Below are 11709 nucleotides of genomic sequence, written 5' to 3'. Positions count from 1 at the left end.
CGGTCTTTTTTATGTTTTAATCATTATTACTAAAAATAAAAGCCAATGAAATGAAACAAACTCAAAACATTACTACAGCACAGCCTTATTTAACCATTTTGCCTGATAACGAAGAAGTCTTTGCAAGCTCTGATATGTTTCTTGCAAAACATATGTTGCCACTGGTCTCAATTGACCTCTCTGCAATTAACCCGAAATGGCAAGGGTTGATTCACCTAGTAAATCCAGTCGAACCCGCCGATTCGTATATAGGCGACTACACTCCTGAATATCACAATGAATTTGCAGGACAAAATTGGTTTATTTTGCAACTCGATGAAAATAATCATTATCAATGGTTAGGACAACGTCAATATTTTATTTTAGAAAATGAAAACCATCAGGAAATTTGTTTTGGGCAAATGCAACCACATAGTGATGCAATGCATAAAGATTATCTGAAAGTCAAAGCGCAATTTAAAGAAACTGGTGAAATGATTTCTTCATCACATTTAAAATTTGACCTAGAATTTCGTAAACAACATCCCAATATCCTGTTAAATTGGATTGGTGGCGAATTTAGCGTAAGTAATTATATTTCACCGCTTGATCAGTACTTTAATCTTCAATTTATCAACCGCCGTACCGATGATGAAGAAGTACATGTCTATGATAAACAAGATAGACGTTACTATTTCATAGCTTGCGCATCAGGATGGCAATACTGCACAAGTGGTGCAGATGATATTTTGATGTATTACCAACCTGAAACCAAAAGAGTTTTATTCACTTTTGATTGGACTTAATACGTTCATTATAAAAAAGGTCAGCTTAAATACTGACCTTTTCCCTTGTGATAACAACTACGCCACATCCTTCTGTAATCTTCTCTCATGCAAACTGACCAAATATTCATCCAACGCTTGAACTGCATTTTCATCAAATTTTAAATAAAGTTTTGTTCGACGTTTTAAAATATCTAGACTGTTCATCACCCATTCTTGATCGACTAAGTAATCTACTTCTTGCGCATACAAACCATGCCCAAAATCTTGACCCAATTCATGGATCGAAGTTGCATGACCTAAAAACTTCCAAACTCTTGTGCCAAAAGCATGCGCCCAGCGTTGAGCTGTTTCGGCATCAATCCCTTTAATTTTATTCTCAATTTCGACGATAAGACTTTCAACTGAATCTAAATTTTCAGCACCGGGTAATAATGCTTTTTCTGTCCAAGACTTTCCAAGCTCTGGGAAAAACTTTTTAATCTGATCGAGCGCAGATTCAGCCAACTTTCGATAGGTCGTTAATTTTCCACCGAAAACTGACAACAGTGGTGCTTCATTTTCATGATCTTGAGAAAGTGCCAAAGTATAATCACGGGTAATTGCTGCAGGATTATCCGATTCATCATCACATAAAGGACGTACACCTGAAAAAGTACTAATAATATCCTCTTGCTTCAATTGCACTTTAAAATGATCATTTGACACATCCAATAAATAATCAATTTCATCTTGGCTAATTTCAACTTGATTTGGATCACCTGTGTATTCACGATCTGTCGTACCAATCATGGTGTATTGATTTAGATAAGGAATTGCAAAAACAATACGCTGATCATCATTTTGCATAATAAAGGCTTTATCACCTTCATAAATTCTCGGCACGATGATATGACTACCTTGAATCAAACGGATGCCATATTGTGATTTCAACTGCAAATCTTGCTTAATAAATTTAGCAACCCATGGCCCTGCAGCATTCACTAAAACCTTGGCTTGAATTTGATATTGACCATGCTCATTTTCAAGCTGAACAGTCCATACACCATTTTCACGCTGTGCAGAAATACAACGTGTTTGCGTTACGATTTGGGCACCTTGCTCACGTGCTTGCATCGCATTGAGAATAACCAGTCGAGAATCATCCACAGCACAGTCTGAATATTCAAAACCACGGGTAATTTCATCTCTTAATGGACTGGTTTCAGGTACAAATTGAACTAAATTCGAACCCGCAAGCTTCTCTCGTTTTCCTAAATGATCATAAAAGAACAGACCTGTTCGAATGAGCCATGCAGGTCGTAAATGTGGCTGATGTGGCATGATAAAACGCATTGGGCGTATGATATGTGGCGCTTTTGACAATAATACTTCACGCTCTGCTAAGGCTTCTCGAACCAAACGAAATTCTTTATGTTCTAAATAACGTAAACCACCATGAATTAACTTACTACTGGCAGAAGATGTATGACTGGCTAAATCATCTTTTTCACAAAGAAACACAGATAAACCACGTCCCACTGCATCATTTGCAATGCCTACACCATTAATTCCACCGCCAATTACAGCAATGTCATAACAATTTTGTTGTTCATTATTTTGTGTCATAAACATCACCATGTTCTATTATTCAGCCGAGAATGATCTAAAATATGAAAATATATTTTCGTTTATTTTCACTTTAGAAAAATAATAGAGTGTATTTTAGACAAAGTCTATTAAAAAGTGATCAATTTTACATTTTCAGAAAAGCATCCCTATCAGCATTTAGTCATCCTTCTAACTTAAACAATAACTAACTTCAATTCCGACTCTTGGATTTGCTTTAAATATTGATCAGCTGGCTTTTGATCAGTATAAAGTCGATGTATTTCATTCAAATGACCTAAACGCATCATGGCATGACGACCAAATTTACTGGCATCTGCTGCCAAATATACGTGTCTTGCACCTTCCATAATTTCTTGAGAAACCGCAACTTCCTGAAAATCAAAATCTAAAAGTGTGCCTTCTTCATCAATGCCACTAATCCCAATCAAGGCATAATCGACCTTAAACTGTTTAAAAAAATCAGAAGTCGCTTGCCCTATCACCCCACCATCGGGACGAACTTTTCCACTTGCAATCAATACTTCAAAATCATTTTTAACACTCAAAATTTTAGCGACATTCAAGTTGTTGGTAATCACCTTTAGACCATGATGGTTCAATAATGCATGTGCAATTGCCTCTGTGGTCGTCCCGATATTGATAAAGATAGATGCATGATCTGGAATATCTTGAGCAATAGCTGTTGCAATTTTTTGTTTTGCTTCAGAATTATGGCTAACACGCATACTATATTCAGTATTTGCTACACTCGAATCAACAGCAGCGCCCCCATGATAACGGCGCAACAACCCAGCATCTGCCAATTGGTTTATGTCACGGCGAACTGTTTGCGGTGTGACAGAAAAGGTCTGTGCAATTTCATCAATACTGATATAGCCTCGCTCTTTGACCAATTCTAGAATTTGTTGCTGTCGAATCACTAGACTCATCAATGTTGATCCTTATTGTTTTATTTTCGAAAATGAACATTTGTCCAATATTAATATCATGACTCATGATCATTCAACAAAATTAATTTGTGATACGCAATCAATCCAAGGAATAAATTTGTGTAATTTTCACACATTCAAACATTTTCAATCGTTCGTAAAATTGAATATCCACATTAGAAAATATCATTAAGTTTAAATTAAACTATTGTTTTAAAAAAATTATTATATTTATCATAAAACTTGGCTTAATGTGATGAAAAACACACAACCTAGTATTACGACCAAAGTCTAATAAGTTCAGCACTTCGACAAGTGTATAACGGTCTCCGTAATTATTTGTATCTCCCCACAGCACTTGCTGAAATTCTCTCTGTTTGATTTTTCTGCTTAGATTTTCATCAAAAATGAAAATTAAATAGACCGTATTTGCATATTCTTTTGGAGAATTGTCTTGTCCAATTCATCTCCTCAGGCTGCGCCGTCGCAACTTGATAGAAAAACTCGTTTCAAATCTATCCTTGGTGGCTCTGCGGGTAACTTAGTCGAATGGTACGACTGGTATGTCTACGCGGCTTTCACGCTTTATTTTGCACCACAATTTTTCCCAGATGGTGATGACACTGTAAAACTCCTCCAAGCTGCTGCTGTGTTTGCTTTAGGTTTCTTAATGCGCCCGATTGGCGCATGGGTCATGGGGATATACGCAGACCGTAAAGGTCGTAAATCAGGCTTAACCCTCTCTGTTTCACTCATGTGTGCAGGTTCGCTCATTATTGCCTGTGCGCCAACTTATGCAAGTGTTGGTATGCTTGCACCCGCATTGCTTTTATTTGCACGTTTACTGCAAGGTTTAAGTGTTGGTGGTGAATATGGCGCAAGTGCAACTTACCTAACTGAAATGGCGGGTAAAAACCATCGTGGTTTCTTCTCTAGCTTCCAATATGTGACCTTGATTTCAGGTCAGTTACTTGCACTGTGTGTACTGATTATTTTGCAACGTACTTTAAGCGAAGGTCAGCTTTCTGAATGGGGATGGCGTGTACCATTCTTCATCGGTGCATTATTAGCAGTAGTCGTGTTCTGGATTCGTCGCGGTTTGGTTGAAACTGAGTCTTCAAAACAAGCTCAAGAGCAAGTAAAGAATGGTGGTGAAAAATCAGGTGCTTTGGCTTTATTTACCAAATATCCTAAGCAAGCTTTCACAGTCATCATGCTGACTGCGGGTGGTACTTTAGCCTTCAATACATTTACCACTTATTTACAAAAATATTTGGTGAATACCTCAGGATTTGAGAAAACGACAGCGACTGAGATTACAACTGCTGCAATTTTCGTATTCATGTTATTGCAACCTGCTGTAGGTGCGCTTTCTGATAAAATTGGTCGTAAACCAATCATGATTACCTTTGGTATTTTGGGCGTTCTTTTCACCATTCCAATTTTTAATGGACTTGGTTCAACGACTAGCCCAACCACAGCATTCATGTTATGTATGAGTGGGATGGTCATTGTGACTGGTTATACTGCAATTAATGCTGTAGTAAAAGCTGAATTATTCCCGCCACATATTCGTGCCTTAGGTGTCGCATTACCTTATGCAATCGCAAATACTTTATTTGGTGGGACCGCTGAACTTGTAGCATTAAGCTTTAAAAATGCAGGTCATGAAAATTACTTTTTCTACTACATCACCTTTATGATTGGTCTTTCACTGATTACTTATGTATTTATGAAAGACACGAAAAAGCATAGTTTAATCACTGATAATTAAGTGTGTTTAAAACTCACTTAGAATGACTAAGTTTCGTATTTCACGCCTAGTATCAGCTAAAAAATACACAAAGTCGCAAACATAGACGAATTATCAACAGACCCTAGTCTCATTCATGAAAAGGCTTTTTCTACAGGTTTAGAAAAAGCCTTTTTTATTGAACAATTCAAGCATCGTTTAAAACTCAAAGCTGTGGCATACTAAAAAGTATTCAAAAAGCGAGGACTTTAAAAGATGAAAAAGATCACATTAGCAAGCTTTAGTTTAGTTGTTTTAGCACTTTCAGCATGTCAAACAACACCTCGCCAATATAACGGTGTAACAGGTTATCAAATAGAAAATCAAACAACCGATAGTGCAACGCTTGCATATACTTTATCCGGTCGCGCCAATTCTGATTTAGATGTCAATAAGTTACAGCGTACGTGTAAAAAAGTACTCGGTGAAACTAAAACTTATAAACTTAATGTACTGAGTGTAAACGAGATTATTAACCCTCAGGTTGCTGAGAGTAAAACTGGTGTGCAACTTGGACATAGCCGTACTTCATTTGGACTTTCAAATACTCAAACAGCGAATAGCAGTGAAAACTATGCGACTCGTCAAGCTTTAGATACTCGTCCAAGCACTTTGCATGTTGTACGTTATACTTGTTCTTAATTTTTGAATAAATCGTTGATTAGCCCAATAAATAAGACGCGATCATAGCGTCTTATAAAAACTCACATTTCTAAACTCTTTGGCTTCATCCAAATCTGGCCATGTCGTTGCACTGCGTTCATCTAATTTTTGATAATGTGGATGGCTAAAGTTTTTCACACGACTATCTGCTACCCACACTTCGGGTGAAAATTTTAAAAATTCATCTAAGAAAAAACGATTGCATTGATCATAGAGCACATCGGCAGCAAGCAGGACATCAACCTGTTCTGCCTTATACAGATCATCCAGATATTCAAGCTCAATATCATTCAGCAAGGCATTTTCACGACATGCATCTAAGCTGACTTGATCTATATCACAACAAATGACACGCTTCGCACCCGCCATTTTCGCGGCAATTGCAACCACACCTGAACCTGCACCAAAGTCCAACACCACTTTATTTTTTACATGATGGGGTTCAGCCAACAACCATTGCGCCATTGCCAAACCAGAAGCCCAACAGAATATCCAATACGGCGTATCATTCCAAATACGACGAATCACTTCATCATCTAGACGATCTGTTGGAAATACTGGTGGAATTAACCACAAGGAAATAGGCGTTTCTGGCAACTGTTGCGCCATCAGTTCGCAATGCGGAATAACATCATGCAAAGCATCGAGTAAATGTTGCGGGGCTTTTTGCAATTGAAATGTACAGCTCATATTTTTTTTAATTCATTTTAATATTGAGAGTCCCCTCTCCTTTCAGGAGAGGGTTAGGGAGAGGTCTAATACCCCCTCATCCCAACCTTCTCCCCAAAGGAGAAGGAGCAAAAGCATTAACCCAATTCTTTCTCAGCTGCTTCTACAGTCTGACGAATCAAAGTGGTAATGGTCATTGGACCTACACCACCCGGAACAGGTGTATATGCAGAAGCAACTTCTTCAATACCAACCAATTGAATATCACCCACACCACCGCCATCACGAGGATGGAAACCAGCATCTACAACTACTGCACCTTGTTTAATCCAATCTTTTTGGATGAGTTCAGCTTTACCTACTGCGCCAACAATGATGTCCGCTTGTTTGACAAAGCTTGCTAAATCTTGAGTACGGCTATGGCAAATCGTTACTGTCGCATTCGCTTCAAGCAACATTGCCGCCATTGGTTTACCTAAAATTGCAGAACGACCTACAACCACCGCATGTTTGCCTGCAATTTCAATGTTGTTTTCTTTAAGAATGGTCATGATACCCGCTGGAGTTGCTGAACCATAAGCAGCTTCGCCCATCGCCATACGACCAAAACCAAGACAAGTCACGCCATCTACGTCTTTAGCCAATGAAATCGCATCAAAACAAGCACGTTCATCAATTTGCGCAGGAACTGGATGCTGTAAAAGAATACCGTGAACATCAGGATTAGCATTTAATTTTTCAATTTCAGCCAATAGCTGTTCAGTTGTCGTTTCAGTTGGCAATTCTACTTTTAAAGAATCCATCCCAACACGACGGCAAGCATTGCCTTTCATACGTACATAAGTCGCAGATGCACCATCATCACCGACCAAAATAGTCGCTAAAATTGGGGTACGACCTGTTTTTGCTTTTAAAGCTTCAACACGAGTCAACAAGTCTGCTTCAATTTGTTTCGCTAATGCGCGACCATCTAATACCAATGCCACGGCACATCTCCAAAGTAGATATGAATCAATTTTGCAAATAATACATGATTATTTAGACAATTTTCTTCTGTATGCCGAATTTATGTGCATCCGTATGAAAACTAGTATTGTTTTTTTTTCAAAGGTTGCTAATATACGCATCAACAAGACGTGGCGGGGTGGCAGAGTGGTCATGCAGCGGACTGCAACTCCGTGGACGCCGGTTCGATTCCGACCTCCGCCTCCATCTTGTTAAAATGCCCGAGTGGTGAAATCGGTAGACACAGGGGATTTAAAATCCCCCGCCCACAAAGCGTGCCAGTTCGAGTCTGGCCTCGGGCACCATTTTAATACTTCTTAAAGTGGTGCAATAAAGAATCCTGCTAAATGCAGGTTTTTTTATGCCTAGACTTTTATGCTTAAGCCTATAGAGCTTCCATATCGGTTTTTTATGTTAATATTACAACGATGTGACAACTCAAGTTAAAATTTAGATAAGCGAAGCCAATATGATTCAAAACAAGCAAGTTTCTCTCTATTTAAATCAACTTCAACAACAATATCCACAAGCCTTTAAGCGTAACTTTTTATTTTATAGCCAAATTAAAACCAAAGGCATCTTGGATGAAGCAAAGGAGTTTATTCCTTGGGTGCTTGCTGTCATGATTTTTTGCAGTATTTATTTTAGCTTAGGCAAATATATTGCGAGTCATTTTCATCAATTTAATGAATTTCAAGCCAATAGTATTTCAGCATTAAGCATCATGCTGTTTTTTATGATCATTGTGCCGTTAATTATCAATCAAATAAAACATAGTTCTACTCATCTTTATCATCAACTTAACAACACCCCATTCAAACTCGCTGTGCTCATTATTGTCCAAGCGCTCAATATTTATTTTTTTGAGAGCATACTTTTACAAGGTGTTTTATTTTTCTTTGCCATGAACTTTGGTTTCGTTCAGTTTTATAAAGAAAATTTATTTCGGGATAGCACCAAAGATACAGAATATTATCAATTACAACAGATTCGTCGCTCATGTTTTTGGGCGTATAAACAAGCCAAGAAAGCAAAATTTAAAATGTACTGGGTAAAAAAGGATTCTGATAAATACCAAGTCTTACAAAAACAATTGGCGACTTATTTAGAACTGCATTTACAACTTTTAAAGTATGAAAATGAAATGTCTAAGTCTTATAAATTTATCGACTTAGACGAATATATGGACAGCATTACATAATGCGCCACTATAAAACCATCATATTACTTTTCAACAACTTAACCTAATTTCCTAAGGTACTTTCATTGGAGATTATTCTTAACATTGATGCTTTTATATTGATTGAGTTTTAATTATAGTTCATTAAATCTTAAGCTTATTCCGATCATCTTCTATATAAGACATCGTGATATCAATTAAACAATCAATTAATTCCTCATAAGTAAAACCTGTATTTTTACTTGAGAAGAAATTCATAGTTAACGCAATACTCGATGTAATCAAAATATAAACCATCAATTTGAGATAGAGGTGGTCCCACTTGTTTGAACAACTAAAAGCGTATTTATAAGTGATATTCCGCTCTAGTTAAGCCACCTTGTTTTGTTGGGGTAGCTGATCATAGTAAAACTCATTTGGTGTCATTTTGTCTAGACTCGAATGAGGTCGTTTCAAATTATAAAACTCAAAATATGCACTTAATTGCTTTTTCGCATCTGTGACACTGCTATAAGCTTTGAGATACACCTCTTCATATTTAACGCTCCGCCATAATCGTTCAACCATCACATTATCTACCCATCGACCTTTACCATCCATACTGATTTGAATGCCATTTGATTTCAATACATCAATAAATGCATCACTGGTAAACTGGCTGCCTTGGTCTGTATTAAATATTTCAGGTCGACCATATTTTTCAATCGCTTCATTTAAAGCCGAAATACAAAAATCCACCTCCATACTAATCGATACCCTATGCGCAAGTACCTTGCGGCTATGCCAATCAATCACAGCACATAAATAAACAAAGCCTTTTGCCATAGGGATATACGTTATATCCGTAGACCACACTTGATTACTGCGCTGAATAGCCAACCCTTTGAGCAGATATGGATATTTACGGTGAGCTTGATTAGCCTGGCTTAAATTTGGTTTGCAATATAACGCCTGAATACCCATTTTCTTCATTAAAGTACGTGTATGACGTCGTCCTATATGATGTCCTTGACGATTCAACAAATCACGCATCATACGACTGCCTGCAAAAGGATATTGCATATGTAATTCATCAATACATCGCATCAGCTTCAGATCTGATGCACTCACAGGTTTTGGGCGATAGTAATAACAACCACGGGAGACTTTCAGCAGCTTAGCTTGCTTAGATACTGAAATCTGAAGTGAGTCGTCGATTAACTTTTGTGGTTGAAGCGGCCCAGTTTCTTCAACACACCTTCTAAAAAATCAATTTCTAATGCCTGCTCACCGATTTTTGCATGTAGTTTTTTTAGATCGATGGGTGGTTCTGTTGGAGCTTTTGATTGATCGAAAGCTTGCGAGGAAGCTGAGATCAATTGATTTTTCCAGTCAATAATTTGGTTTTGATGAACATCAAACTCAGCACTCAATTCAGCAAGTGTTTTTTCTGCTTTAATCGCAGCAAGTGCTACCTTAGCTTTAAAATCATTTGAATGATTTCTTCTTGGTCTACGTGCCATAAAATACTCCATATATTGATGTTTATAACATCATTTGAGGAGCAGAATATCACTTATAGGAGTTGTTCAAATTTACGGATCCATCTCTAGATTTTTTATACGTAATACTTCTGGATGTTTTACTGCATATTCTATTGCCATAATATTCACCGTTTTTACAGCTTTAACTTGGCTTTCCTCAGTATTGTATTTACCGCATACACTCAACCAATAAAAATATAAATTCTCATTTTGTGCTAAAAACTCACCTATGCGAACAAAGATCATTCTGATCGCATCAGGAATGTCCAAATTAAATATTTCAGGTCCAATTTTGAATAATAAATCAGACATTTCCGAAATAAAATATTGATGCATTTCAATAAATAGAGCATCTTTGTTTTTAAAATACTCATAAAAACTACCAGAACCCACTCCTGCAATTTCACAAACTTTCAGTACACTTACATCATCAATTCCAAATTTTTTTACCGATATAAATCCTGCACCAAGGATCGAATTATAGGTATTCTTTGATCTATTTTGTTTTGGTTTTCTTATAGTTACCATTACCACAACTCCCTCTTATAATCCGTATTTTTTCCGTTTAAATTCATTGATAGATTGTAGTTATCGTTTTCAGCTTTACAAATATAGCCGATAAAGGTCAAAACAATGAATACAATTTATAATCCTATAGAGAAAATGGTACGAAGGAATGTCATTCTTTCTCATCGAAAAGAAGAAAGGTTTTCTTTTTATTATGAAGATAATACTGTTGTTTCCTCATTATTCGTTATTTTATCTGCAATGTTTCCACCTGGTGAAATGTTCTTTATCGAAAGTATACGTAATGTGCGTCATCAAATTTCCGATGAGCAACTATGCAAAGATATTCAAACATTTATTGCACAAGAAGCGTTTCATAGTCGAGAACATCAGTCTTTAAACAAGCATTTATTAGATTCACAATTTTCCGAAGTTTTAGAGATTGAAGCTCAAACTAAACGTGTCCTCGATCAATTTAGAAAGTTAAATAAAATAGACCAGTTGGCTGCGACAGTAGTCATGGAGCACTTTACTGCAACCCTTGCACGATTATTATTGACAGATGGTTTAATTCAGAAAAAAACCACGCAAGAAAAGCGTGATCTTTGGGAGTGGCATGCACTAGAAGAGCTTGAGCACAAATCTGTGGCTTATGATGTTTTAACCGCAGTGGGTGGTAATACGCCACGGAATAGAAGTATTGCCCTATTACGGATTACGAAGCATCTCACGCCTGTTCTATTTGGACACTGGTATAAAATTTTAAAACGTAAAGATATTAAGTTCTCTTTACGTGATTTAAATGATTGTTTTTATCTAGGTTTTGGTGGTGTTAATCGACTAGGAATTTTGACTCGAGCAGCCTTAGGTATGTTTGAAGTAACACAATACGATTTTAATCCGCGTAATATGCAAACAGAACAACTTGAAGCTGAGTATCGTAAAAAATTATTTGGAGATAATGGCTCTTTAGCACAGCATTTAAAAACTTAGTCACTAAAATAATTCATTTAAATCAAATAGTAAAAACAAAATAGCGTAAACGAAAAAGCCAAGACTTAAATTA

Annotated in this window: 10 protein-coding genes, 2 tRNA genes and 2 pseudogenes; 7 read left to right on the top strand and 7 right to left on the bottom strand. The window is 36.9% G+C overall.

The features are described from left to right. Positions 1-50: 50 nt before the first annotated feature. Positions 51-785 (top strand): hypothetical protein, encoded by a 735-nt coding sequence (locus tag BEN71_RS05450; protein WP_068975452.1) that lies wholly within the window; start codon positions 51-53, stop codon positions 783-785. 57 nt (positions 786-842) lie between these two features. Here the strand turns inward: BEN71_RS05450 and glpD are convergent, their stop codons facing one another. Further along, complete coding sequence (gene glpD / locus BEN71_RS05445) at positions 843-2372, bottom strand: glycerol-3-phosphate dehydrogenase (RefSeq protein ID WP_068975453.1); 1530 nt, start codon at positions 2370-2372, stop codon at positions 843-845. 176 nt (positions 2373-2548) lie between these two features. After that, entirely contained in the window at positions 2549-3304 is a 756-nt protein-coding gene (locus tag BEN71_RS05440) for a DeoR/GlpR family DNA-binding transcription regulator (protein ID WP_068975454.1), read from the bottom strand. Positions 3305-3758: 454 nt separating this feature from the next. Between BEN71_RS05440 and BEN71_RS05435 the strand changes: the two genes are divergently transcribed. Beyond that, complete coding sequence (locus tag BEN71_RS05435) at positions 3759-5078, top strand: MFS transporter (protein WP_068975455.1); 1320 nt, start codon at positions 3759-3761, stop codon at positions 5076-5078. A 234-nt stretch (positions 5079-5312) separates the two neighbouring features. Beyond that, positions 5313-5738, top strand: coding sequence for a hypothetical protein (locus BEN71_RS05430; RefSeq protein WP_068975456.1), 426 nt, complete (start codon positions 5313-5315; stop codon positions 5736-5738). 42 nt (positions 5739-5780) lie between these two features. Here the strand turns inward: BEN71_RS05430 and BEN71_RS05425 are convergent, their stop codons facing one another. After that, complete coding sequence (locus BEN71_RS05425; protein ID WP_068975457.1) at positions 5781-6449, bottom strand: class I SAM-dependent methyltransferase; 669 nt, start codon at positions 6447-6449, stop codon at positions 5781-5783. Between the two features lie 116 nt (positions 6450-6565). Beyond that, positions 6566-7414: a bifunctional methylenetetrahydrofolate dehydrogenase/methenyltetrahydrofolate cyclohydrolase FolD gene (folD, locus tag BEN71_RS05420; RefSeq protein WP_068975458.1), complete on the bottom strand. Its 849-nt coding sequence runs from the start codon at positions 7412-7414 to the stop codon at positions 6566-6568. Positions 7415-7566: 152 nt separating this feature from the next. Between folD and BEN71_RS05415 the strand changes: the two genes are divergently transcribed. The 3 genes from BEN71_RS05415 to BEN71_RS05405 all read left to right on the top strand — a co-directional run bounded on the left by BEN71_RS05415 (position 7567) and on the right by BEN71_RS05405 (position 8634). Beyond that, positions 7567-7640, top strand: a tRNA-Cys gene (locus BEN71_RS05415). A 12-nt stretch (positions 7641-7652) separates the two neighbouring features. After that, a tRNA-Leu gene (locus tag BEN71_RS05410) sits at positions 7653-7738 on the top strand. A 164-nt stretch (positions 7739-7902) separates the two neighbouring features. Next, a complete protein-coding gene (locus tag BEN71_RS05405; protein WP_068975459.1) occupies positions 7903-8634 on the top strand; it encodes a hypothetical protein in 732 nt (243 codons plus the stop codon). A 123-nt stretch (positions 8635-8757) separates the two neighbouring features. Here the strand turns inward: BEN71_RS05405 and BEN71_RS05400 are convergent. The 3 genes and pseudogenes from BEN71_RS05400 to BEN71_RS05390 form a co-directional block, all read right to left on the bottom strand. After that, positions 8758-8919: pseudogene (locus tag BEN71_RS05400) on the bottom strand (TetR/AcrR family transcriptional regulator); the annotation flags it as partial. A 63-nt stretch (positions 8920-8982) separates the two neighbouring features. After that, a protein-coding gene (locus BEN71_RS05395; RefSeq protein WP_223155595.1) for an IS3-like element ISAba14 family transposase occupies positions 8983-10115 on the bottom strand; the annotation gives its coding sequence in 2 pieces (ribosomal slippage) (positions 8983-9863 and positions 9863-10115; 1134 coding nt in all). 81 nt (positions 10116-10196) lie between these two features. Continuing rightward, positions 10197-10664: pseudogene (locus BEN71_RS05390) on the bottom strand (TetR/AcrR family transcriptional regulator); the annotation flags it as partial. A 105-nt stretch (positions 10665-10769) separates the two neighbouring features. On the opposite strand from BEN71_RS05390, the gene BEN71_RS05385 reads away from it, so the two are divergent. Then, positions 10770-11636 (top strand): metal-dependent hydrolase, encoded by an 867-nt coding sequence (locus BEN71_RS05385; protein ID WP_068975524.1) that lies wholly within the window; start codon positions 10770-10772, stop codon positions 11634-11636. The last annotated feature ends 73 nt before the right edge of the window (positions 11637-11709 follow it).

Source organism: Acinetobacter wuhouensis (assembly GCF_001696605.3).
In the GTDB taxonomy this organism is placed as follows: domain Bacteria; phylum Pseudomonadota; class Gammaproteobacteria; order Pseudomonadales; family Moraxellaceae; genus Acinetobacter; species Acinetobacter wuhouensis.
The sequence above is the reverse complement of the archived record's forward strand: the minus strand, read 5'-3'. Positions and strand labels throughout refer to the sequence as shown.

Bases quoted from the DNA above. Each gene is read 5' to 3' on its own strand.
- BEN71_RS05425 (WP_068975457.1), bottom strand. From the start codon at position 6,449: ATGAGCTGTACATTTCAATTGCAAAAAGCCCCGCAACATTTACTCGAT.
- glpD (WP_068975453.1), bottom strand. From the start codon at position 2,372: ATGACACAAAATAATGAACAACAAAATTGTTATGACATTGCTGTAATT.
- BEN71_RS05385 (WP_068975524.1), top strand. From the start codon at position 10,770: ATGAATACAATTTATAATCCTATAGAGAAAATGGTACGAAGGAATGTC.
- BEN71_RS05430 (WP_068975456.1), top strand. From the start codon at position 5,313: ATGAAAAAGATCACATTAGCAAGCTTTAGTTTAGTTGTTTTAGCACTT.
- BEN71_RS05440 (WP_068975454.1), bottom strand. From the start codon at position 3,304: ATGAGTCTAGTGATTCGACAGCAACAAATTCTAGAATTGGTCAAAGAG.
- BEN71_RS05405 (WP_068975459.1), top strand. From the start codon at position 7,903: ATGATTCAAAACAAGCAAGTTTCTCTCTATTTAAATCAACTTCAACAA.
- BEN71_RS05450 (WP_068975452.1), top strand. From the start codon at position 51: ATGAAACAAACTCAAAACATTACTACAGCACAGCCTTATTTAACCATT.